Annotated in this window: 29 protein-coding genes and 1 riboswitch; of the genes, 9 read left to right on the top strand and 20 right to left on the bottom strand. The window is 42.4% G+C overall.

What is annotated here, in order from left to right:
• Position 1 precedes the first annotated feature (1 nt).
• Positions 2–439: a GNAT family N-acetyltransferase gene (locus ACP69X_RS08395; RefSeq protein ID WP_041089882.1), complete on the top strand. Its 438-nt coding sequence runs from the start codon at positions 2–4 to the stop codon at positions 437–439.
• An 82-nt stretch (positions 440–521) separates the two neighbouring features.
• Here ACP69X_RS08395 and ACP69X_RS08400 read toward each other — a convergent pair whose 3' ends face one another.
• Positions 522–779: a hypothetical protein gene (locus ACP69X_RS08400; protein WP_073979833.1), complete on the bottom strand. Its 258-nt coding sequence runs from the start codon at positions 777–779 to the stop codon at positions 522–524.
• Between the two features lie 126 nt (positions 780–905).
• On the opposite strand from ACP69X_RS08400, the gene ACP69X_RS08405 reads away from it, so the two are divergent.
• Positions 906–3,218 (top strand): UvrD-helicase domain-containing protein, encoded by a 2,313-nt coding sequence (locus tag ACP69X_RS08405; RefSeq protein WP_426052590.1) that lies wholly within the window; start codon positions 906–908, stop codon positions 3,216–3,218.
• Between the two features lie 16 nt (positions 3,219–3,234).
• Here ACP69X_RS08405 and ACP69X_RS08410 read toward each other — a convergent pair whose 3' ends face one another.
• The 5 genes from ACP69X_RS08410 to ACP69X_RS08430 all read right to left on the bottom strand — a co-directional run bounded on the left by ACP69X_RS08410 (position 3,235) and on the right by ACP69X_RS08430 (position 4,715).
• Complete coding sequence (locus ACP69X_RS08410; protein WP_008348417.1) at positions 3,235–3,492, bottom strand: stage VI sporulation protein F; 258 nt, start codon at positions 3,490–3,492, stop codon at positions 3,235–3,237.
• 138 nt (positions 3,493–3,630) lie between these two features.
• Positions 3,631–3,768, bottom strand: coding sequence for a YjcZ family sporulation protein (locus ACP69X_RS08415; protein ID WP_024426457.1), 138 nt, complete (start codon positions 3,766–3,768; stop codon positions 3,631–3,633).
• Positions 3,769–3,852: 84 nt separating this feature from the next.
• On the bottom strand, positions 3,853–4,074 hold the full coding sequence (locus ACP69X_RS08420) for a hypothetical protein (protein WP_073979835.1): 222 nt from the start codon (positions 4,072–4,074) through the stop codon (positions 3,853–3,855).
• Positions 4,075–4,164: 90 nt separating this feature from the next.
• Positions 4,165–4,293: a hypothetical protein gene (locus tag ACP69X_RS08425; RefSeq protein ID WP_254967544.1), complete on the bottom strand. Its 129-nt coding sequence runs from the start codon at positions 4,291–4,293 to the stop codon at positions 4,165–4,167.
• 71 nt (positions 4,294–4,364) lie between these two features.
• Entirely contained in the window at positions 4,365–4,715 is a 351-nt protein-coding gene (locus tag ACP69X_RS08430; protein WP_047201814.1) for a DUF1360 domain-containing protein, read from the bottom strand.
• 166 nt (positions 4,716–4,881) lie between these two features.
• Between ACP69X_RS08430 and ACP69X_RS08435 the strand changes: the two genes are divergently transcribed.
• The 5 genes from ACP69X_RS08435 to ACP69X_RS08455 all read left to right on the top strand — a co-directional run bounded on the left by ACP69X_RS08435 (position 4,882) and on the right by ACP69X_RS08455 (position 7,534).
• Positions 4,882–5,277 carry a spore coat protein gene (locus ACP69X_RS08435; RefSeq protein WP_224426357.1) on the top strand — a complete coding sequence of 132 codons (396 nt, stop codon included), beginning with the start codon at positions 4,882–4,884 and terminating at the stop codon, positions 5,275–5,277.
• A gap of 44 nt (positions 5,278–5,321) precedes the next feature.
• Positions 5,322–5,657, top strand: coding sequence for a hypothetical protein (locus ACP69X_RS08440; RefSeq protein WP_039183064.1), 336 nt, complete (start codon positions 5,322–5,324; stop codon positions 5,655–5,657).
• Positions 5,658–5,745: 88 nt separating this feature from the next.
• Positions 5,746–6,249, top strand: a complete 504-nt coding sequence (locus tag ACP69X_RS08445; RefSeq protein ID WP_073979836.1) for a spore coat protein — start codon at positions 5,746–5,748, stop codon at positions 6,247–6,249.
• A 146-nt stretch (positions 6,250–6,395) separates the two neighbouring features.
• Positions 6,396–6,887, top strand: coding sequence for a CotY/CotZ family spore coat protein (locus tag ACP69X_RS08450; protein WP_003211658.1), 492 nt, complete (start codon positions 6,396–6,398; stop codon positions 6,885–6,887).
• 203 nt (positions 6,888–7,090) lie between these two features.
• Positions 7,091–7,534, top strand: a complete 444-nt coding sequence (locus ACP69X_RS08455; RefSeq protein ID WP_039177847.1) for a CotY/CotZ family spore coat protein — start codon at positions 7,091–7,093, stop codon at positions 7,532–7,534.
• 35 nt (positions 7,535–7,569) lie between these two features.
• Here ACP69X_RS08455 and ACP69X_RS08460 read toward each other — a convergent pair whose 3' ends face one another.
• The 10 genes from ACP69X_RS08460 to ACP69X_RS08505 all read right to left on the bottom strand — a co-directional run bounded on the left by ACP69X_RS08460 (position 7,570) and on the right by ACP69X_RS08505 (position 16,589).
• Entirely contained in the window at positions 7,570–8,256 is a 687-nt protein-coding gene (locus tag ACP69X_RS08460) for a CotO family spore coat protein (protein ID WP_075611253.1), read from the bottom strand.
• 114 nt (positions 8,257–8,370) lie between these two features.
• On the bottom strand, positions 8,371–9,147 hold the full coding sequence (gene fabI, locus ACP69X_RS08465) for an enoyl-ACP reductase FabI (protein WP_039177844.1): 777 nt from the start codon (positions 9,145–9,147) through the stop codon (positions 8,371–8,373).
• Positions 9,148–9,296: 149 nt separating this feature from the next.
• Positions 9,297–10,103 carry a bifunctional hydroxymethylpyrimidine kinase/phosphomethylpyrimidine kinase gene (gene thiD / locus ACP69X_RS08470; RefSeq protein WP_269103934.1) on the bottom strand — a complete coding sequence of 269 codons (807 nt, stop codon included), beginning with the start codon at positions 10,101–10,103 and terminating at the stop codon, positions 9,297–9,299.
• A gap of 16 nt (positions 10,104–10,119) precedes the next feature.
• Positions 10,120–11,133 (bottom strand): thiazole biosynthesis adenylyltransferase ThiF, encoded by a 1,014-nt coding sequence (locus ACP69X_RS08475; RefSeq protein ID WP_041089865.1) that lies wholly within the window; start codon positions 11,131–11,133, stop codon positions 10,120–10,122.
• The gene (locus tag ACP69X_RS08480) at positions 11,130–11,897 is read right to left on the bottom strand and encodes a thiazole synthase (RefSeq protein ID WP_034282033.1); all 768 of its coding nucleotides are present in this window, start codon (positions 11,895–11,897) and stop codon (positions 11,130–11,132) included. Before ACP69X_RS08480 ends, ACP69X_RS08475 begins: the two co-directional genes overlap by 4 nt.
• Before the next feature lie 4 nt (positions 11,898–11,901).
• Positions 11,902–12,105 (bottom strand): sulfur carrier protein ThiS, encoded by a 204-nt coding sequence (gene thiS / locus ACP69X_RS08485; RefSeq protein ID WP_041089862.1) that lies wholly within the window; start codon positions 12,103–12,105, stop codon positions 11,902–11,904.
• Positions 12,102–13,214, bottom strand: a complete 1,113-nt coding sequence (gene thiO / locus ACP69X_RS08490) for a glycine oxidase ThiO (protein ID WP_268473848.1) — start codon at positions 13,212–13,214, stop codon at positions 12,102–12,104. Before thiO ends, thiS begins: the two co-directional genes overlap by 4 nt.
• Positions 13,198–13,815 carry a thiazole tautomerase TenI gene (gene tenI, locus ACP69X_RS08495; protein ID WP_269103938.1) on the bottom strand — a complete coding sequence of 206 codons (618 nt, stop codon included), beginning with the start codon at positions 13,813–13,815 and terminating at the stop codon, positions 13,198–13,200. Before tenI ends, thiO begins: the two co-directional genes overlap by 17 nt.
• The gene (tenA, locus tag ACP69X_RS08500) at positions 13,790–14,500 is read right to left on the bottom strand and encodes a thiaminase II (RefSeq protein ID WP_039177838.1); all 711 of its coding nucleotides are present in this window, start codon (positions 14,498–14,500) and stop codon (positions 13,790–13,792) included. The genes tenI and tenA overlap by 26 nt, the downstream gene beginning before the upstream one ends.
• Positions 14,501–14,578: 78 nt before the next feature.
• Positions 14,579–14,688: riboswitch (TPP riboswitch) on the bottom strand.
• A gap of 59 nt (positions 14,689–14,747) precedes the next feature.
• Entirely contained in the window at positions 14,748–16,589 is a 1,842-nt protein-coding gene (locus ACP69X_RS08505) for a monovalent cation:proton antiporter family protein (protein ID WP_041089858.1), read from the bottom strand.
• Positions 16,590–16,751: 162 nt separating this feature from the next.
• Between ACP69X_RS08505 and prpE the strand changes: the two genes are divergently transcribed.
• The gene (gene prpE / locus ACP69X_RS08510) at positions 16,752–17,495 is read left to right on the top strand and encodes a bis(5'-nucleosyl)-tetraphosphatase PrpE (protein ID WP_041089856.1); all 744 of its coding nucleotides are present in this window, start codon (positions 16,752–16,754) and stop codon (positions 17,493–17,495) included.
• A gap of 39 nt (positions 17,496–17,534) precedes the next feature.
• On the opposite strand, the gene ACP69X_RS08515 is transcribed toward prpE, so the two are convergent.
• The 4 genes from ACP69X_RS08515 to ACP69X_RS08530 all read right to left on the bottom strand — a co-directional run bounded on the left by ACP69X_RS08515 (position 17,535) and on the right by ACP69X_RS08530 (position 20,338).
• Positions 17,535–18,428: an RluA family pseudouridine synthase gene (locus tag ACP69X_RS08515; protein ID WP_338527957.1), complete on the bottom strand. Its 894-nt coding sequence runs from the start codon at positions 18,426–18,428 to the stop codon at positions 17,535–17,537.
• 17 nt (positions 18,429–18,445) lie between these two features.
• Positions 18,446–19,246 (bottom strand): NAD kinase, encoded by an 801-nt coding sequence (locus tag ACP69X_RS08520; protein ID WP_041089854.1) that lies wholly within the window; start codon positions 19,244–19,246, stop codon positions 18,446–18,448.
• A gap of 63 nt (positions 19,247–19,309) precedes the next feature.
• Positions 19,310–19,939: a GTP pyrophosphokinase gene (locus ACP69X_RS08525; RefSeq protein ID WP_039177834.1), complete on the bottom strand. Its 630-nt coding sequence runs from the start codon at positions 19,937–19,939 to the stop codon at positions 19,310–19,312.
• Between the two features lie 33 nt (positions 19,940–19,972).
• On the bottom strand, positions 19,973–20,338 hold the full coding sequence (locus tag ACP69X_RS08530; protein WP_024425029.1) for a hypothetical protein: 366 nt from the start codon (positions 20,336–20,338) through the stop codon (positions 19,973–19,975).
• Positions 20,339–20,574: 236 nt separating this feature from the next.
• Here ACP69X_RS08530 and ACP69X_RS08535 point away from each other — a divergent pair, with 236 nt between their 5' ends.
• Positions 20,575–21,153 (top strand): CYTH domain-containing protein, encoded by a 579-nt coding sequence (locus ACP69X_RS08535; protein WP_041089852.1) that lies wholly within the window; start codon positions 20,575–20,577, stop codon positions 21,151–21,153.
• Positions 21,154–21,165: the final 12 nt, after the last annotated feature.

A 21,165-nucleotide genomic window follows, 5' to 3' on the forward strand; every position in this document is an offset into this window, starting at 1 on the left:
TTTGAAAACAGTCATCGCAACAGAACAAACACAACGAGAAGATGCATATTACGTTCGAAAAGAAGTATTCGTCAAAGAACAAGAAGTTCCAGTAGAGATCGAAATAGATGAACTAGAGGACAAAGCCACCCATTTTGTCATTTACAATGATGACAAAATGCCTCAGGCGGCTGCTAGACTGCGGATCATTGATGAGGGATCAAAGGCAAAGCTTGAACGAATTTGTGTGTTAAAAGAGGCGCGCTCCTTCGGCCTTGGCCACAAGCTATTAGAAGCGCTAGAATCAGAAGCAATTGCTAATGGGGCAAAAGAAGCGGTGATGCATGCGCAAGTCCATGCTCTTCCGTTCTACGAAAAGAAAGGCTACAAAGTGGTTTCTGAACCTTTTGAAGAAGCGGGAATCACACATGTCAAAATGACAAAAACACTGTCTGTTTGACCAAAAGAAAAGCCAGAGCATTCAAGATGCCCTGGCTTTTTCTTTTTCATTATCGTTCGACAATGGAAGAAAGCGCAATCATTTATATATACGTATTGATATGAACACCCTTGCCTTCCTCCATAAACATATCTCGTACAAAGCGTTCCCGCTTTTTTTGCTGTACTTTCGTTTCCGCTTCTGTCATTAAGTCCTCTTTTTTCTCCAGCTCTCTGTAAATCTTGTCATGAAAGGTGCGAGTAACCTTGGTTACTTTCGCATAGTCTTCTTTATCCTGAGGAGCTGGACGATTGATATATTGAAAATACAGATCCGGCTGAATCGGGGCTATATATCCCATCAAGAACGCCTCCTTTGCTTCTCTTCTATTCTACTATTCCCTAATTATGACTGTTTGAAACACGCCTTATTTGATATGATTAGATGTGTTTCATTTTAAGATTGATTGACTATTGGAGGACTAGCTTTGAAATGCGCACGACGACATGATCGAACGATCTCATTACATACGTATTCGAGAGAACATTATCAATTCCTCCATGACGAGGGAAAAAAAGGACAATTATTCTGCCCATATTGCGGACAACCGGTCTTTTTTAGATTAAATATACATGATGAACCTGCCTTTATTCATAAACATATGTCTCAGCAAGAGATTTGTGAACAAGCTGAAGAGCAAGCAGATCATAATCAAGCGGCTGAACAGGAGGAAAAGGCTTCCTATAAAGAACTTGGCGGCTTCCGTTTTCCAACCGGCAAACAGATCATCTCGCAAACTAACGAATCATATGACTGGCAGGAACCAAAGTCGATTCAATTTAGCGACGCCTTACATTTAGAAGAGAATGAACAAGTTCATACGATCGACCTCTTCCCGCATATCACCTTTAGCACACCGCAGCTCCAAGCTGTCACACATTTAGATGGTCCGATGCTTGTGCTGGCTGGTGCCGGTAGCGGAAAAACAAGAGTCCTGACGGCTAGAGCGGCTTATCTCATGTCCCATCATCATATTCCTGCTCACCATATTTTACTCGTAACTTTTACTACAAAAGCGAGCAATGAGATGAAAGATAGACTACGCAAGCAATACCAGCTTCATCCTTCACAAGCCAGCCAAGTGGTGACTGGTACCTTCCACAGTCTTTTTTATAAAATGCTGCTTCACGATGACGCAAATAAATGGAACGGCCAGCATCTGATCAAGTTTGACTGGCAAAAGGAGCAATACATTCGAAAAGCTATAATGAATGAAGGGCTTGATGAGAAAGACTACCCTACTGATCAAGTGCTGCAATCCATCGGCTATTGGAAAAATGCCTTTTTACCAGGTGAACTTCCTGATTTGAAGGATGATAAGGAAAAACACATGTGGACGATCTATCAATCATATGAACAGCAAAAACGAGACAATCAGCAATTTGACTTTGATGATATGGCGATTGCCTGCTTACATATGTTTACAGAACAACCTGAACTGCTAAAAAGGTATCAAGAACGATTCCAGTATATTTTAGTGGATGAATTTCAGGATATTAATCCAGTGCAATATCGCTTGATTCAGCTTTTAGCCGGAGAATCAGAGCAGTTATTTTGTGTAGGGGATGATGATCAAGCCATTTACGCATTTAGGGGTAGCAATCCTGCTTTCATCCTTGAATTCAAACAGGATTATCCTTCGGCTCAGATCGTCCATTTACATGCGAATTACCGCTCTCATCATACAATTGTCGCAAGTGCAGATGCGATTATTAAGAAAAATCAGCATCGCTATGAGAAGACGTTAAAAGCCGTTCGAGCAGAGAAAATTCCGCCGACGCTCTTTTATCCATATGATGAAGAAGAGGAAGCGACGATGATTGTCGCAGATATTCAGGAGAAAATTAAAAATGGTGCAAATCCGAATGACTTCTGCGTGCTGTTTCGAACGAATACAGGCGGCCGTGCGATTTATGAACGGCTGCATCAGTCGGCCATTCCGTATGAAACGGATGCTGGCGTCAAAGCCTTCTACAGCAGACGAATTGTTCGGGTACTCCTCGCCTTTCTTTCCTTAAGTCAGGATGCAGATGATGTGGCCGCCATGAAACAGCTGCTGCCGGTTTTCTTTTTAAAGCAGCAAACGCTGAATACACTAAAGGCACTGACCATCACAGAGGATTGTTCAATGGTAGATGCGCTCGGAAAGCTGACAGATATACAGCCGTTTCAACGGAAAAAGCTGCAATCAATCGTTCCTTTGTTCCGAACGTTACGAACATTAAAGCCATCGGACGCGGTGACATTTATCGAACAAAAAATGGGACTCGGTGATTACTTAAAAAAACGGGTGAACGATACGAATGTACTTGAAAAAGGGACAGATGATGTACGTGATGTGAAAACAGCTGCCAAACGCTTTGAATCGATTGAAGCCTTTCTCGCACATGCCGAACATATGAAGTCTGCTGAAAAGGAAAAAACAGATGAACCTGGTGTTCAGCTCATGACGATCCACCGCGCAAAGGGACTTGAATTCCAGACAGTATACATCACTTGTGTAGTCGACGGAGCACTGCCTCATGATTTCTCACTGGATGAACTCAGAAACGGTGATGAAGAAGCGCTGGAAGAAGAGCGCCGTTTATTATACGTGGCCATGACAAGAGCTGAACAATCTCTTTATCTGTCTGTTCCTTCATTTAGACGAGGAAAAACGGCTCATCGTTCTCGATTTTTGTATCCTCTTCTAAAGAAAAACCGTGAATTATTTGCGCAAAAACAACAGGCCCCCCTTTAAACGGAGAGCCTGTTGTTTATTTTTTGTTATTCATCATTTTAGCGATTGTATTGAAATCAAGCTTTTCTTTTCCACTTGTAATGGATTGAACGATTTTGTCTTCCATTTCTTTAGGTACACGTTTGTTCGCAAGTTGCGCTACTTTTTTAATGACACCTCGAACGGTATTCTCATCTTTAAAGTTGGCATTTTGCAAAGAACCTGCAAGTTTAAACACATCATTCATATTCACACCGGTTTTGTTTTCTACGCTTTTAAAGAATTTATTATCCATTCATTTGCCTCCTCTTTGTGGAGTAATCACCTTACTATATGAAAATAGGCGGGATATGTGCCTATCCTAAAACCTTGTTTGACCAAAGAGAAAGGAAAGCAAAAGGCTTCCCCCTTGCTTCCCTCACCTTCTTACTTTTTAGTAGTTAAAGAAAGAAGCACCAACGATAATTAGAAGGATGAAAAGCACGACAACAAGAACAAATGTTGATCCATATCCGCCGCCGTAGCCACCACCGTAGCCGCCGCAAGAACCGCCACCGTAACCGTAACTCATATTTAAGCACCTCCTCTTCTCCCTTACAAAGTATGAAAAATGCAAGAAATGGTTTGGACGATCACATAAAAAAGTGCGGAATTTTTATTTCTGCTGTTTAAAGACGTAATCTGCCTCTGTATGACGCATCATGAATGTTTCTGTTTCTTTTGCAAAAGCCTCCATCTTCACGCCAAATGCTTTTAAGTGCTCCTCAAGATCATGCGCTTTATCCGTTAGATCCATTTCAGCCTTTTCGTGCGCTTGTTCTTTCCCATCATGGGGTTTAGTGAACAAGGAACCGATTAATTGTTCGAATGCATCCATTCTGGTCACCCCTTCTCTCTTACATATGCACCACTCAAAAAAAGGGCAACAAAAAAACCGGATAAATCCGGCTTTTGTTTTTCTCTTCTATTATTGAGGTTTCTTTTTGTTTCCACAGCCGCAGCCAGTTTTCTTGATTTTTTTCGTATATACAGATTGTTGATTTGACTGCGCTGGATAACCTTGAAGCATATGTGACGGCGTTTCAGTTGGTTTCATCGCAACCCTTCCTTTCCTGTTCCATGATAGTATATGCATTTATTGAAAGCGTGTCTGATCAGAATGCCTGTTTATTTCACAAGCTTCGAGACGACCGTTTCAATGATGCCTGCTGCTGCGGCAATTGCTAATAGTAAATTAAGCCACATGCTGATGACAGGAAAAAGTATGTATATCAGAAGTAAGGCAGCAGTGCACCACATGCCAGTACACCAATAACAGCTTAACAGTTCTCCAACCCAGGACCGCAGTCCTTCACCTTTAATGATGATATATGTTTCGACCTCACCTTGTTCATTTACCTCTTCCTGTTCTTCATGAAATAGACGGCGGAATGGCGCAGTAATGGTATCAAACACAATCAGTCTCGTCAGTCTAAAGGATGCGAGGGCAAACACGACAAATGACAAAGCACCGCTCAGAAGCCTCCACCTCCTTCTTTCTTCTTTTTCCGTCCTTTCTTTATATATGCAAGAAAAAAGACCGTCATGATGAACGAGCGGAAATAAAATTGGGTTGTACTTTTTCACACTTTCTGATTCCAACTTGAGTCCTTGCTGCATTAAATAATGTATAGATAAGAAAGGAGTGAAAGTATTGTCTATTGAAGAAAGTGCTGAAATATTATATACACAACTGTTAAACGAATTAATCAGCAATTATGATGATTTCATTGAGATCAAAGATTCCGAAAATGTCACAATTCATAAAACAGATGTAACAGCTGCACTCTCCCTTCAAGCGACCGTAACGACAATCATTACTCTTTTAATCCAAATTCTTGTACCAGACGATGAATTGGCTGCTGACATCACAGATCAGCTTTTAGCTGTGCAACAAGTGGAAGTCCAAAAGAAAACTGTGATTCAAATCATCAACTGCTATAACATTACGATTACATTATCAGATGCATCCATTATGAACTCCGTCCAAATCCTCACTCAAACATTGAATGTGCTCTTAGTTGAAGCCGGCATTCTTTGACCCTTTCTTTTTCTAACATGACGTATGAAAGAGGTGAAATCATCGTGGCTGAAGAGAACGAAAAAAAGGAGTTTCAAATCAATACGGATATTGATCCATTAACAAGTCTTCTTGTCAGTGATGTGTTAAACAAAAACAATATCACTGATGATCAGAAAGCAAAAATTTCAGATGATCAGAGAAAAATGATTTTGAAATTAGTCGAGGACTTACAAAAGAAAGCAAATGATTTCGTAGAACAGCAGCAGGAGAAAAAAAGGCAGGCTGAGGCAGCAAAACAGCCAGAAGAAGTAGTGCCTGAACCAAAAGTACGTCCAAATCGAAATTCACTTCGAAATCGTATTCAGCAGCGTCGTAATGCGCAGCGTAATAACGATTAAATAAAAATGGGTTGCCTGCTAGGGTAAATGCCCGAGACAAAACAACGCATTCCAGCATTTAATAAAGTAAACGGAAGGAGGAATAGAAATGGATTCTAAACCATATTCTTGGGTCGCTCTAGATCGTAACTGTACACACCACGGACACCACGGACACCACAGATACCACGACGATTGCAACTATGAAAGAAAAGCACTTTGTGACGATTATTATGATGACGAAGATGTCTTACAAGATTTGGATCAAGTAAGCTTCACAAAGCAGACATCTGAAGAGGTCATTATCGTTAGGGACTCTTGTGACATTAACGTATCTTCTGTCGATGCACAGGTTGCAGCATCTATCCAAGTAGCGATTCAAACAGCGATCATCACCATTACAAACATCTCAATCGCAGACGGTGATTTGGCAGACCGCGTCACGCAGGATCTCTTACAAGCTGCTACTCACAAACAAACAAACCGCCAAAAACTTGTCATCGAAAATTCAAGAAACGTTACAGTATCTACAATCGATGCGGACATCTCTATCGCAATCCAAACACTTACACAAACTCTTGTTGCGACAATCGTTGCAATCGGTATCCTCTAATGTCCAAAAGCAGAGCGAAAAGCTCTGCTTTTCCTTTTATAAAAATACAGCAAATATAAATGGTCATTTACCCACACCAACTAGAGGGCGCATACATATGTTGTTAAGGACTAAAGTCAAATACCTTGTTAAAGGAGCTGAAATCCATGAGCTGCGGAAAACACCATGGCCGACATGATGAAAACTGTGTATGCGATGCGGTTGATAAGATTTTAGCAGAGCAGGAAGCTGTAGAAGATAAATGTCCTACGAGCTGCTACAGTAATTTATTAAGCCCAACAGTTTCTGGAAAAGATACGATTCCGTTTTTACTTTTTGATAAAAAGGGCGGGTTGTTCTCTACTTTCGGAAACATTGGAGGATTCGTTGACGATTGCCAATGCTTCGAATCTATTTTCTTCCGGGTTGAAAAATTACACGACTGCTGTGCTACGTTATCTGTATTAAGACCTGTTGATGTACACGGACATACGCTAAGCGTGTGTCACCCTTGTGACCCTGACTTCTTTGGTCTAGAAAAAACGGACTTTTGTATTGAGGTTGATTTAAACTGCTTCTGCGCAATCCAATGCTTAAACCCAGAGCTTGTCGACAGAGTCATGCCATCGAAAGATAAAAAGCATCATCACCACGGCTAAATCAACAGGCCGATCATCTAACTTGTCATGAGTCAAAGCATCCCCTTCCTTACGAATGACAGCCAATTATGCGGAGCAGTCGGCAGAAGTAGCGGCCGCTTCCGCATTGGTTAAAAGTAGATGCACGAACCGGCAAAAATAGCTTGTAGATGATAACAGTGCTCAAACACTCAAACAAATTTCCTAGTATAGGAGGGTTGAATATGAGCCGCAAACATTCATGGAACTGTGTAGCAGAGGCTGTTGAAAACATTCACGACTTACAAAATGCCGTCGAAGAAGATTGCCCGACCAGCTGTTACAGCAATCTCCTTTCTCCATCACATTCTTTAGGTGACACTGTCCCATTTGTTCTCTTTACATCCAAATCAAAACCATTCGTCGCATTCGGAAACGTCGGAGAAGTAGATCCAGGCCCTTGCTTCAGCACTGCATTTTTCAGAGTCGAACACATCTCTGATCACTGCGCAACTCTCAGCTTGCTTATCGCATTTGACAAAGACCGTCATATTTTAGATTTTACAGATAAAGATTCCTTATGTGATGTGTTCCGATTAGAAAAATCAAAATATTGCATTGAAGTAGACCTTGACTGCTTCTGCGCAATCGAATGCCTAAACCCAAGACTCATCAACCGTAACTGCTAACAAAAAAAGTCCCTATATGGGACTTTTTTTCTTTGTTAAAAACCAAGCGGGTGGATGGAAGAAATCTCAGCAATCGCTAATTCGACTGGATTCCCCCCGCCTGCTGTACGAATGATCACATTATCATCTTTTCTATCCATAATGATTCCTCTATATGTTTTACCATCAGCTTCAATCAGACAAAGAGCTCTTGGCATATTATGAGGCAGCCTTGTGAGAAAATCGACTTTTTCATCAATACTCATCTGACTTAAAGGCTTTTTCACTCGTTTTCTTCTTGGTTCTTCTTTTGTTTCATGAAAGACACCTTCTGGCTGGTTCCCCTCTTCTTGCTGAGGCTCTTGCTTTTGTATGAGCTCTGGTTCCTGTATGTTCTCTTGTTCCTGTGTAAGCTCGGTTTCTTGTGTATTCTGTTGTTCCTCTGCAAGCTCAGCCTCTTGTGCGATCTCTCGTTCTTCTGTAAACTCGGCTTCTTGTTTTATATCTCGATCTTGCTGAAGTGCAGGCGGATCGGCTTCTTTTTTCTGCTCTATTTCTTGAACCGCAGGCTCCTGCTGCGTGCTTTCTTCGATCTCGCCTTTTGCATTGTGATCACTTTCTGACTGTTTTTCTGATTTTTTTCGCTTTCTCACAATATTTTGCATGGCCGGCTTTGATTCATGATAGCTCGGCTGAACAATATACATCAGCGGCTTTTGATTCTCATCACCTTTATTTGACATACTAATCCCTCCCGAATGATTCATTCCTTATATATATGAACGGAGGGCTCAAATCAGAAGAAAAATAAAAAAACAGCATACCCTTCATCGGTATGCTGCAAGTCATGTATTCGTTTAGCGGGCAATGATATGGAAGCCAGAATCAACATGCAGATTCTCACCTGTCATGCCGCGAGATAGATCACTGAATAAGAATAGAGCTGTATCGCCAACTTCTTCAGGAGTTGTTGTACGGCGAAGCGGTGCACGCTCTTCAATATCCTTCAGAATGGTATTAAAGCCGCTGATGCCTTTTGCAGATAACGTACGAATTGGACCAGCAGAAATACTGTTCACGCGGATGCCTTCTGCGCCTAAATCAGCTGCTAAATATTTCACACTTGCTTCAAGTGATGCTTTCGCTACACCCATTACGTTGTAGTTAGATACAACACGCTCTCCGCCTAGGTATGTAAGCGTCACAATGCTTCCACCCTCTGTCATTAATGGACGTGCTGCTTTTGCTACAGCAGTTAATGAGTATGCACTAATGTTGTGCGCCAAAAGGAAACCTTCACGATTCGTGTTCAAGTATTCGCCAACAAGCTCTTCCTTATTTGCAAATGCAATGGCATGCGCAACGCCATGAATGACTTGTACTTTTTCTTTAATTTCAGCAAAACATTTTTCGATTTCTTCATCACTTGTCACATCACATGGAAGAATAATTGAATCATCACGCTCAAGTGTGCTTGCAAGCTCTTTTACCGATTCAGCAAGACGATCTCCAACATAAGTAAAAATCAAACGAGCTCCAGCTTCATGAAGTGAGCGGGCAATTCCCCAAGCGATGCTTCGTTTATTGGCAACACCCATCACCACGATATTACGGCCTTCTAAAGAAAAGTTCATATGTAATAAAGCCTCCTATTTTTTCAAGACATAGTATTAGTACCTGATCATAATATTATCACAGATCATAAGAGAATGACAATTTCCTCTGAAAGAAAGTTTCATTTTCGCAAAAAAACCGCCCTCACAAGGAAGACGGTTCGATTCCCTTAACGTTTGATTCTGTTCTGCTGATAAGCAAAATGGTTCGTAGGCCCGTGTCCAGATCCAATTCGTAAAGGGAATTTGATCGCTTCATGGACAAAGGTTTCTGCTGTTTCAAAGGCTTCCTTTATCGAATAACCTTTCGCAACTTCAGCTGTTAATGCTGCTGCAAACGTGCAGCCTGTGCCATGTGTATGTGGTGTATCAATATGTTCATTTGTGATTTCAATAAAGCCTTTTCCATCATACAGCAGGTCTGTAATCATCCCCTCAGATGGACCATGGCCGCCTTTGATCACGACATGTTTCGTACCGAGCTCATAAAGGCGCTCTGCTGCCAGATAGCGATCCTCTTTCGTCTGAATACGTAAACCTGACAGTACTTCTGCCTCAGGAAGATTCGGCGTTACAGCATAGCTCACAGGCAGCAAGTGTGTTTTCATCGCAGCGACCGCATCTTCATTTAATAAAGAGGCTCCTCCTTTTGCGATCATGACTGGATCTACAATCAGCTTCATATCATATTGAACCGTTTTTTCCGCTACGATCTTGATCATGTCTGCACTCCACAGCATCCCTGTTTTGACGGCATCTGGCAGTAAATCTTCTGCCACTGCATCTATTTGACGCTCTAACGCCTCAATTGAAAGCGGGTATATCCCGTGAACACCTAGTGTGTTTTGCGCAGTAATCGCTGTGATTGCAGACATTCCATACACACCGAGCTCCTGAAAAGTTTTCAAATCTGCCTGAATGCCTGCTCCGCCGCCAGAATCAGAACCCGCGATTGTGAATGCTTTTTTGATCGTCATTTCTTCACACCTCTCATTAGCCAATCCATTGATGATAAATCGTTCTTGCTTTGGCAATATCATTGGTTCCATGAACAAGCGCTCTGCCATCTTTAAATAAGACAAGCTTAAATTCATCCTTTTGACATGAAAGCAAATATGGATTTTCAAGCACATCCATCCCTGCTTTCTTTAACCGAAGAGCTACTTCATGTAAAGGCGGCGGGGTTTCTGCTGCACTGCGAATTTGTACCGTATTGCGGCCGCATAGTACATCTGCCTTCGCTCTCTTGTCATATGAAAGAAATGGATACGTCTTCAGTCCACAGCTTGGACATTGCTTCTTCTTTAAAGATGCAGTCGACCGAATGTCAGACCGTTCATTTTTCCATAAATCGAAGGATTTTAATATTGGCGTCACTTGATGTCCTGTTAAATATTTAAGTGCATCTGCCACTTGATATGCGGCCACCTGCTGCACAACTGGACTAATGATACCTGCTGTATCACAAGTCATACCTTGTGCAGGTAAATGTTCAAGCAGACAGTGTAAACACGGCGTCTCACCAGGAATCACAGTAAATTGAATACCATAACTGGCTACACAGGCCCCATAAAGGAACGGAATTTGGTGTTTGACAGCGGCATCATTTGCAATCATTCTTACCTCAAAATTATCCGCTGCATCGACAATGATCGAAGCTCCGCTGACCAGTTCGTCAATATTGTGAGCAGTCACATCGATCACGATGCCTTTGACGTGCACGTCACTGTTTACTTGCTTGAGTCTTTTTTCAGCCGCCACAGCCTTTGGCAGCCGATCCTTCACGTCTTGCTCCGTGTAAAGCTGCTGGCGCTGAAGATTGCTCCATTCAATATAATCTCGGTCCAAAATAGTGACAGATCCAACGCCGGCACGAACGAGCATTTCTGCACTAGCCGTTCCAAGTGCCCCCGCTCCAATAATGACCGCCTTTGAGTCATTTAGCCGCTTTTGTCCCTCTATTCCAATAGGCTGAAAAAGCTCTTGGCGTGAATAACGAGTGCTCAAAATGAAGGCATTCCTTCCTGTGGACTACTCGCTGTCCCATAGTTTTTCAGCGGAATACGTCCTGCCTCATAGCCTAGTCTTCCTGATTCAATCGCCAGTTTCATTGCTTTTGCCATTTTCACAGGATCCTTTGCACCAGAGACAGCGGTATTTAGTAATACTGCGTCAGCTCCAAGCTCCATCGCATAAGCTGCATCCTTCGGAGAACCTACGCCAGCATCAATAATGACCGGCACCTTCGCCTGCTCGATAATAAATGAGAGATTCAAAGGGTTTAGTAAGCCTTGGCCTGAACCAATTGGAGAAGCACCAGGCATGATGGCATGGACACCGAGTTCTTCTAATTTTCTTGCCAGCACCACATCATCTGATGTATATGGCAGTACGATAAATCCTTCTTCGAGCAGCATTTCAGATGCTTTTAATGTTTCAACTGGATCTGGCAAAAGAGACCTTGAACAGCCAATGACTTCTACCTTGATCATGTCACACAGCCCAGAAGCCTTTGCTAAACGGGCAATACGCACTGCTTCTTCTGCTGTACTTGCACCAGCTGTATTCGGAAGCAGCGTATATCTTGATAAATCAAGCTGCTCCAAAAAATTAGGCTGAGATGCTTCGAATATGTTCATTCTTCTGACAGCAAAGGTTAAAATTTCGGCTTCCGATACGTTCACCGCTTCTTTTTGAACCTCAAATGATGGGTACTTCCCTGTTCCGAGTAATAGTCTTGATGTGAATGTTTTTCCGCCAATGTGCAGCATTGGATCATCCTCCTCCTACAAAATGAACGATTTCAATCGTGTCATTTGGTTGAATTACTTCTTGTTGAAACGCTTCTTTATCAATGATTTCTTGGTTCTTTTCAACGATCACCACACGGTTTTCAAGCTGATAGGCTGATAGAAGATCATAGATCGTTCCATTCTCTTGATCGAAGTCAACGATTCTGCCATTCAATTGAATCTTCATACGAATAGTGCCTCCTTTCGTCCAATACGAAATGCGTGAAGCCATTCCTCTTTGACCGGTTTGTCTAATATGAGGTCACGAATGATTTCTCCAGTAATCGGCGCAAGTAAAATGCCATTCCTGTAATGCCCTGCAGCAAAAAGAATACGCTTGTCTTCTGGATGTCTTCCGATATAGGGATGCCGGTCGTTTGTCGCCGGACGAAGGCCTGCCCAGCACTCTTCAATCGGCATCTCTTTAATAGAAGGCATAAGCTGAGACGCCTTTTGAATCACAGTTTCCACTCCACCAAGCGTTGGAACAGCCTGCCACTCGTTTGGCTTCATCGTTGCACCGATAACAAGCTTTCCACTATCTCGCTGAACGATATAACAATGATCATGATAAATGGTGTGTGCGAGCGCCGGACCATTATTCCATACAGACACACATTCCCCTTTTACTGGATAAAGAGAATGCGATAATCCGAGCTCTTCAAAAAAACGGCCAGACCATACACCACTTGCGACTGTCAGGTCATCACATGTGAATGTGCCCTTCGTTGTTCTGACAGTTAACACTTCTTTGTCCCGCTTCACTTCGATCACAGGTGTACACTCTTTCACATCTGCTCCGTAGCGGACCGCTGCCTGCCACAAAGCCCTGCATACAGCGTAAGGCTCCACATGCACATCCTCTTCAATCAAACCCGCTCCCAGCATGTGATCTGTTACTTGAGGCATGCATTTTTTTACGCTGCTTGCGTCAAGCCACTTAAATGTAGACAAATGCTGCATCCGGCAAAGGGCCTGCTTCTCTTCTTCAGTAAAGGCGACCTTCATGATGCCGCCTGCTGAAGTCCGAATATCAATGCCTGATTCATGCAAAAGATCGACCTTTAATTTTTCGTATAATGCCTGGCTTGCTCTGCCTGCCTGAAAGAAAATATCCTCATGCCCCTCTCCTTCAGCATGTGCACCGAGCATCCCGGCAGCCGCACTTGTCGTTTGCTTCCCTATCTCATTCGCTTCAAATAAGATCACCTGTTTTCCTGCTTTTGCAAGGTGATAGGCGATTGACATCCCTATGATTCCACCACCAATGATTGCAACGTCATAATGCTTTTTCATAAGGATTCTCCTTTACCTTTTCAGAAAATGCTTGTGCCATCATACGCGGCTGATGATGAGCAAAAATCCCAGACATGACAGCGATTCCTTTCACATGAGCGTGTTTCAATTCTGAAACTCGTTCTGGGGTCATCCCGCCGATGGCCACCACTGGAATTGTTAGTGCAGTAGTCAGTTCTTTCACAAGCTGTACACCTCTTGCCTGAAGTCCTGGTTTACAAGAGGTGGCATATACGTGCCCAAACATGACATACTCTGCTCCATTTTTCTCTGCTGCTTTCGCTTCTTCTATCGAATGGACGGACACCCCTGCATGAAGGTGAGGGAATTTTCTTCGCAGCTCTTTCGGCGAAAAGCTATGGCCCGGAAGATGCACCCTGTGAATATTGGTTAGCAGCGCCACGTCTACTCGGTCATTGATCACGAGCTTTTCTTTCGGCACACCTTCTAAAAGGAGATTCTTCACGAGATCAACAAGCTCACCTGCTGTTTTAGACCGTTCCCGAATATGAATAAAATCCACTTCAGACGCAATGGCTTTTATTTGTTTGATCAGTTCACCCGCAGGAAGCGAATCATTTGTCACTGCGTGGAGTTCCATTTGCACCAACCCCATCTAAGCATGCTGTTTGCCACAATTCTTTTTGATACGCCATCTCCCAAAAGTGATATTCGTAATAGCTTGAAATCACAAAATTTTCTTTCATATTGGCGCGTACATGTTCTGGTGCTTTTTCTGCTAGTTCATCAAAGCGGTTCACCTGTTCGAAAACGAGTTCCTTAAACCAATCGCCTCCATATGTCAAAATCCATTCTTGGTAAATTGGATGGTCAGGTGTTGTTTGTTTCAGCTTTTCACCTACCTCATAATAGAGCCAGTAACAAGGTAATAACGCGGCTAAAATCTCTTCAAACCGTCCGCTTTTTACAGACCGGTACATATGAGAGGTATACGCATAAGCAGTGGGGGAAGGCTTAAAGTTCTCAATGGCTTCATCAGAAATTTGCAGAAGCTCTGTAAATTTCCTATGCAGCGACAGCTCTGCTTCATACGTGCCCTGTGCATGATACGCCATTCTGCCCGTCGTATGTAAGTCCTCACTAATCGCCGCTCCATATGCCTGCACCTTTGCAAAATGAGTTAAATAATACGAATCCTGCATCACGTAATAGGTGAAACGATCGAGTGAAAGTGTGCCATCCCCAATCCCTTTGACAAAAGGATGCGTAAAGCTTCCATTCCACCATGTTGCTGCAGCCTCTTTACATTCTGTTGAAAACGTCATGTTCCTCTCCTCCTGTTTTTCCATATAAAAAAGCCACTTTCCGCGTGGAAAGTGGCTTGGAATTTGTAAAAAGCATAGTCAAAAACCGCACCACTTCCCTACGCAGGTATGAACCTGTTCAGGTAATGAGGGTCTAAAAGTCGACACTTTTATCTCAGCCCTTTTAAAGGACTCCCCTAGTGGATCAAATATATGATGTTGTACCTCTATCTTAATCAGGAATTGTTCATTGGTCAAGGGTTCATTATCATTCTAATTGGGCTCTTAGTCCTGCCACATACTCCCGGGAGCCCGATACAAGCACACGGTCGCCGCTTCTAAGTGTCGTATCTCCATGCGGTACTAAGCTGTCTACCCCTCTGAAAATCCGAACAAATACCAAATCACCGGTAAAAGGAAATTCTCTCAGCATGACATTATGATAACGATGATTGTTCATTTGAATTTGATACAAAGAAGAATCCTCATTTGTTAGCAATCGAATCGCATCAGGTGCTTCAATCAAAGCTCTTAGCACCGTTTTAGATGAAAGGAAAGTAGAAAACGTATCAATACCTGCTTCCTTCAAAGTCAGCTCTGCCTCAGCTTTATTGACACTTGCAATGACTTGTTTTGCTCCTTCTTCTTTTGCAAATAAAGCAATTTCCTTATTTTTCGTCTCACTGCCTGTTGCGACGACAAGGACATCCTCTTGGCCGACGCCTGCCTTTCTTAGCGTCTCATCGTCGTATTGTTCTATTGATTCGACTTCAAAGATAGAGTCTGCCAGCAGTGCTTCCTTATTTTCTTGAAACACATGCAAAATCCGAATGTCATATTCATCCTGATGCAAATCAAGTGTGACAGGTAAAGTCAGCTGATTTGCGCCAATAAAGGTCACACGCTTCTTATGGCTCGCCGCTTGTTCTTTTTTAAAGAGCGCTTTAAACCAAACAGGTGTTAAAATACTCGTTAGCACAGCAACTAAAATCAGCGCTCCAGACATTTTATGATCAATGACACCGAGCCGCTCACCAATCGTTGCAGCTGCAATGACAAGTGATAGCGTTGAAGTTAATAAAAAGCCGGAGCCAATGACCTTTTTCATGTCATACCATTTTTTCAAATAAAGAATCGGGATGAGTTTACTCATAAGCAATGCAATAAACAGCAGCGGAATCATGATCATAATCGTTGGGTCCTTAAACAGTGCCCATATATTCAGATCCACTCCGACCATTACAAAAAAGATCGGGATTAAAAATCCGTAGCCAAATGAGTCCAGCTGCTGAACGAGCTCTTTATTTGGCGAAAGAAGGGACACAAGCACGCCAGCTAAAAACGCCCCTAGAATATTTTCAGCCCCGAGTGATTCAGATAAGGCAACTAAGACTATAATGAGAGTAAAGATTGCCCTTGTCCCAATTTGCACGGTTCCTTTTGACATCGACTGAAAAATTGACTTTGTCTTAAATACGCGGCCAAATAAATAAAGAAGAATGCCTGCGGCAAATAATAAGAGCAGAAGCCACATGTTCCCTGTTCCATCTCCATAAATGGAGGAAAACACTGCAAGTAAAATCATCGTGACCAAATCAGCAATGACAGCTACAAGCAGAATGATTTGACCGATATTCGTCTGCATCAACTTTTCCTCTTTTAAGGTTGGAACCACTACGCCTAATGAGATGGTAGAGATAATGAGCGTCATTAAAAAGGCATTTTGGATAAACCCTGCGAGTACAAACGCATAGGACAGAATAAAAGAAATACAAAATACCCCAAGAAAAATAATGGTGGCTGCTTTAAATGTATTTGGTTCTTTTAAACCATTTGGAAGTTCTCGTGCTTTCTTCTTTGACTCAAAAGAAGAAAAATCTATTTCAAGTCCACTTAAAAACATCAGAAAAATAAAACCGAGCATGGATAATGTATCTAACCACGCATCATGTTCGACAACCAATTGAAAACCGCTTTTTCCAATGATGAGCCCCATGATGATTTCAGCTACAACGACAGGAATGGTCAGCTTAAATCGGTGCAATAAAATAGGGGTGAAAAAGGCGACAATAATCACGACAACGAGTGATGAAACAGATGTATGCTCCATTGGCTAAAGCCTCCTAACATTCATGTTTAATTTTATAAGTCTTACGTTAAAGCATTGATTCTAACAATTGCCTAAATGAAATGAAAGCCATTCGTTATATTTTCTAAAATTCAAACTTCTTTATATCCGACGAATGGATGAAAAAAATCAGGAGGAAACCTTATGAAATTTGATATCATTGGCGATATCCACGGCTGCTACGAAGAGCTGCTTACCCTCATACACAAACTAGGATACGAACTCAAACAGGGATTACCCGTCCATCCTGATAAGAGAACGCTGGCCCTTGTCGGTGATTTAACAGATCGAGGGCCTCAGTCAGTAGACGTCATGCGATTTGTCATTCATGCCTATTCACACGGCGCAATCCGCTATGTGCCTGGCAACCATTGCTTTAAGCTTTATCGCTATTTAAAAGGAAATCCCGTCAAATTGCTTCATGGCATCGAAACGACAGTGAACGAAATAAAAAAACTGCCCATTCATGAACAAAACAAATTGTCACATGAATTTAGGCAGTTATTCGAGAAGGCTCCGCTTTATGATGTCCTCATTCCTGATGAGCTGATCATTGCACATGCAGCGATGAAGGAAAAGGATATTGGGAAAAAGCCGAATAAACAGATGCGGTCCTATCTATTATTTGGTGCCGTCACAGGAGAAACATGGCCAGATGGACGGCCTGTTCGCAAGGACTGGGCAAAGGAGTATCACGGAAAACCGTGGATTGTGTACGGTCATACACCTGTGAAAGAGCCTCGATTCGTTGGCAGAACGGTCAATATTGATACAGGCTGCGTATTTGGCAACAAGCTGTCTGCCCTCACATACCCTGAGCTTAAAACGGTATCCGTTCCTTCATCCATGCCTTATGATGAGTCAAGATTTCAGCATTTCACATCATAAAAAACCGGCCCTGCGCTGCAGGTGACCGGGTTTCTCTTGTTAAAAAAGCAATGATTTCATATCATCAGGAAGCGGAGCTGAAAATGTCATTTGCTCACCTGTCATCGGATGAGGAAACACAAGGGTCTCACTATGCAGTGCCTGCCGGTCTATACGCTCGGCCCTTCCGCCATACAGCGTATCTCCGATGAGCGGATGCCCAAGAAATTGCATATGCACACGAATTTGATGTGTTCTCCCGGTTTCAAGCGAGAGAGACACATCTGACATATTCAACTCAGCGATTACCGCTCGCACGGTATAATGCGTCACTGCCTCCTGCCCAGTATCATCAACCATACGCTCGATGATACTATCCCCTTTTCGGGCAATTTTTGCAGCGATGGTTCCATGTTTTTCTGTGATCATGCCATGTGTAAACGCTCTGTATGTGCGCTTAACCGCTCCACTCTTTTGCGCCTTTGATAAAAGGCTATGGGCATAGCGATGCTTTGCCACAAGCATGACGCCAGATGTATCACGATCAAGGCGGTTCACCAAATGAACCGTATGCCGAACAGACTGCTTAGCATAATGGTGCAGTAATCCATTCGCAATACTGTGCTCGGGGTGCTCCCGAGAAGGGATCGATGGAATATACGGCCTTTTATTCAGCACAAGGACATGCTCGTCCTCAAATATAATATCTAGCGGAATCGGTGCAGGCTTCAGCCCTTCACTCACTTTTTCCTCGGGAAATAAAATGGTGAGCCTGTCCCCTTCATGCAGCTCATATCTCACGGTAACATGCTCTCCATTGATGAGGAGGTCACCGCCATCAAACTTAATATCCGTCAGCATTCTTTTCGAAATGCCAAGATCAATTAAATATTCCTTTAAAAGCAGCCCTTCTTCTTTGGCTGTCATGGTTTTGTTTAACGTAAAGTATTCCAGCGGGAACAACCTCTTTCTTATTCTCCTTTTCCGATAAAGGAATCTTGCACCCTTTTCCAAAACGGAAACGGTCTAAATCTAGCAAAACGGACATTCTCATCTGCCACCCGGCATTGAATGGATTTGACGTCTTTATGGAGCAGCGTCAAATGATCAATGGTCACCTGAAAATCGACATCATTTCTCGGCTTAATCACACAAGTATGGTGGTCAGGCAAAATAAGCGGTGAACCGACCGTCCGAAACACTCTGTTGTTGATTGAAGCCATTTCTGCCAGCTGAATGGCTCTAATGGAAGGATGAATAATGGCGCCTCCAAGTGCCTTATTATAGGCCGTACTGCCTGATGGAGTAGACAAACAAAGGCCGTCACCTCTGAATGTTTCAAACAGCTGGCCTCTGATTTCAACATCTGCCACAAGTGTCCCTTCCATGCTTTTAATCGTACATTCATTCATTGCTAAATATTTCTCTTCTCTGCCGCCGTCGTTGTATCTGACAATGACCTCTAAGATCGGATATTCCACAATATGATAAGGCGTTTTTGCAATGGCTAAGACGAGCTTTTCAATTTCACTCGGCACCCAGTCAGCATAGAAGCCAAGATGACCTGTATGAACACCGACAAAGGCTGTTTCATTCAGACGGCTGCTGTAGCGGTGAAAGGCATAAAGAAGGGTGCCGTCTCCACCAACCGTAATGACAAGATCCGGCTCCTCTTCATTTAGTTCCATACCAAAATCCAATAAGTAGGTCTGAATTTTACTTTTGAGCGTGTCAGATACAGAATTCCCTTTTGAAGAAACTGCAAATTTCATGAATTCTTCTCCTTTTTCACCTTGCTGCTATGAGAGGGCAGCATCATATTTGATCAAACTGGCTCAGCTGTCGTTTTTCTTTTTCCGGGAAAATGCCACTTGTGCTTCTTGAATTTCCCCTCTAATTTCGGACATTTCTTCATCGAGACGAGATGCTGCCTCAGATGCTCTTTGAAGGCGCAGCTTGACCTTCTCCGGGATATTCCCGCTATATTTATAATTCAGAGAATGCTCAATGGTCGCCCAAAAGTTCATCGCAAGCGTACGAATTTGGATTTCGACAAGGAGCTGCTTCTCTCCGTTGATCGTTTGCAGCGGATATAACACAACAAGGTGGTAAGAGCGGTATCCGCTTTCTTTATGTTCTGCAATATAATCGCGTTTATCTACAACCACAAAATCTTTACGTGACTGGAGCATTTTTTTCACGACTTGTATATCTTCTACAAACTGGCACATAATGCGAAGCCCAGCAATATCCTGCATCGTTTCAATCTCATGCATCGGGATGTTTTTACGCTTTGCCTTTTCTAATATGCTGGCAACGGGTTTCACTCGGCCTGTGACAAATTCTACTGGTGAATGGTCATCCTCGAATTCATACAGCTTTCGAATGCCTTTTAGTTTCACTTTTAATTCTTCGACTGCTTGTTTATACGGTGCGAGGAATTGATCCCATTGTTTTTTGTCCATGAAACTTCCCCCAATTCCATATACCTAATTATTTCAGAGGAATGTGCTTTTCACTTTCTCTTCCATATCTCCGTAATTGGCATTGTCTTTAATATTGTCGATTAAATAATGTAATTCCTGTTGAAGCTGAATGAGTTCCAGCGAATATTCATCCGATGCCAAATAGACAGGGATGTCACGATTCATTGCTTCTTTTAATGGAGCCCATGTATGTTCCCCTAAAATAAGATACGAAAAGGACTCCTCGGTTTCAAGTATGTAAACGAACGCAAAGTGATCAGAATCAACAAGCATTTGTCCTGATGCTTTTGCTTTTTGGATTTGCTCTTCTGACTGGATTGTCAAAATCAGCCTGTCTTCTTTTAAAGTTGCTTCTGTGATTTCAATTCTGTTTTGCATCATGATCTCCTTTACAACAAAGTACAGCTTTATTTTATCATATCAAGTTCAATATTGATAAACCGAACTTTTGGAGAAAATCCTGTTTTTCTCTTTTAAATGATTTTTTCCCATGATTCTTCATTCAATTTGGTCCACGCCTAAAGAAAATAAAGAGAAAAAAACAGTCTTTTACATGGTGAACACACTTCATGTACAATAATCATATTTCCTCTAAATGAAAGGTTGATGTCAAAATGGCACAGGAAATTGAAATAGAACTAAAACAATTATTAATGAAAGAAGAATTTGAACAGCTGAAACAGCATTTTCAATTGAAGGATGCGGATTTCCACAAGCAAACCAACTATTATTTTGATACACCTCAATTTGATATAAAATCTCAATTGGCTGCATTAAGAATGAGAGAAAAAAGCGGTCAATGGGTGCTCACATTAAAGGAGCCGCACGAGATAGGCTTGCTTGAAACCCATCAAACGATCGCTCCTCCATCACAACTAAATGATTTTGAGCTGCCAGAAGGTGAAGTTGCAGACAGATTAGACCACCTGAACATTCAAAAGGATCAAATTGTGTACTTTGGTTCACTTGAAACGTCAAGAGCAGAAAAAATGATCCAAGAAGGCTTAATTGTTTTGGATCACAGCCGATATTTAACAGTAGAGGACTATGAACTTGAATTTGAAGTGAGCGACCTGGAAATCGGACAAGCCGCTTTCTCCGCATTGCTCCGCAAATTTCATATCCCAGTACGAAACACGAAAAACAAAGTCGTTCGTTTTTATGAAGAAAAAATGAAATCACAGAATAGATGAATTCCTTGAAGG

It is taken from the genome of Bacillus sp. DC4300-2b2 (assembly GCF_049895685.1).
GTDB classification, from domain to species: Bacteria; Bacillota; Bacilli; order Bacillales; family Bacillaceae; genus Bacillus; species Bacillus safensis.

Bases quoted from the DNA above. Each gene is read 5' to 3' on its own strand.
- ACP69X_RS08400 (WP_073979833.1), bottom strand. From the start codon at position 779: ATGGGATATATAGCCCCGATTCAGCCGGATCTGTATTTTCAATATATC.
- ACP69X_RS08410 (WP_008348417.1), bottom strand. From the start codon at position 3,492: ATGGATAATAAATTCTTTAAAAGCGTAGAAAACAAAACCGGTGTGAAT.
- ACP69X_RS08415 (WP_024426457.1), bottom strand. From the start codon at position 3,768: ATGAGTTACGGTTACGGTGGCGGTTCTTGCGGCGGCTACGGTGGTGGC.
- ACP69X_RS08420 (WP_073979835.1), bottom strand. From the start codon at position 4,074: ATGGATGCATTCGAACAATTAATCGGTTCCTTGTTCACTAAACCCCAT.
- ACP69X_RS08425 (WP_254967544.1), bottom strand. From the start codon at position 4,293: ATGAAACCAACTGAAACGCCGTCACATATGCTTCAAGGTTATCCAGCG.
- ACP69X_RS08445 (WP_073979836.1), top strand. From the start codon at position 5,746: ATGGATTCTAAACCATATTCTTGGGTCGCTCTAGATCGTAACTGTACA.
- ACP69X_RS08450 (WP_003211658.1), top strand. From the start codon at position 6,396: ATGAGCTGCGGAAAACACCATGGCCGACATGATGAAAACTGTGTATGC.
- ACP69X_RS08455 (WP_039177847.1), top strand. From the start codon at position 7,091: ATGAGCCGCAAACATTCATGGAACTGTGTAGCAGAGGCTGTTGAAAAC.
- ACP69X_RS08460 (WP_075611253.1), bottom strand. From the start codon at position 8,256: ATGTCAAATAAAGGTGATGAGAATCAAAAGCCGCTGATGTATATTGTT.
- fabI (WP_039177844.1), bottom strand. From the start codon at position 9,147: ATGAACTTTTCTTTAGAAGGCCGTAATATCGTGGTGATGGGTGTTGCC.
- thiD (WP_269103934.1), bottom strand. From the start codon at position 10,103: ATGACGATCAAAAAAGCATTCACAATCGCGGGTTCTGATTCTGGCGGC.
- ACP69X_RS08480 (WP_034282033.1), bottom strand. From the start codon at position 11,897: ATGCTGCACATTGGCGGAAAAACATTCACATCAAGACTATTACTCGGA.
- thiS (WP_041089862.1), bottom strand. From the start codon at position 12,105: ATGAAGATTCAATTGAATGGCAGAATCGTTGACTTCGATCAAGAGAAT.
- thiO (WP_268473848.1), bottom strand. From the start codon at position 13,214: ATGAAAAAGCATTATGACGTTGCAATCATTGGTGGTGGAATCATAGGG.
- tenI (WP_269103938.1), bottom strand. From the start codon at position 13,815: ATGGAACTCCACGCAGTGACAAATGATTCGCTTCCTGCGGGTGAACTG.
- tenA (WP_039177838.1), bottom strand. From the start codon at position 14,500: ATGACGTTTTCAACAGAATGTAAAGAGGCTGCAGCAACATGGTGGAAT.
- ACP69X_RS08505 (WP_041089858.1), bottom strand. From the start codon at position 16,589: ATGGAGCATACATCTGTTTCATCACTCGTTGTCGTGATTATTGTCGCC.
- prpE (WP_041089856.1), top strand. From the start codon at position 16,752: ATGAAATTTGATATCATTGGCGATATCCACGGCTGCTACGAAGAGCTG.
- ACP69X_RS08520 (WP_041089854.1), bottom strand. From the start codon at position 19,246: ATGAAATTTGCAGTTTCTTCAAAAGGGAATTCTGTATCTGACACGCTC.
- ACP69X_RS08525 (WP_039177834.1), bottom strand. From the start codon at position 19,939: ATGGACAAAAAACAATGGGATCAATTCCTCGCACCGTATAAACAAGCA.
- ACP69X_RS08530 (WP_024425029.1), bottom strand. From the start codon at position 20,338: ATGCAAAACAGAATTGAAATCACAGAAGCAACTTTAAAAGAAGACAGG.
- ACP69X_RS08535 (WP_041089852.1), top strand. From the start codon at position 20,575: ATGGCACAGGAAATTGAAATAGAACTAAAACAATTATTAATGAAAGAA.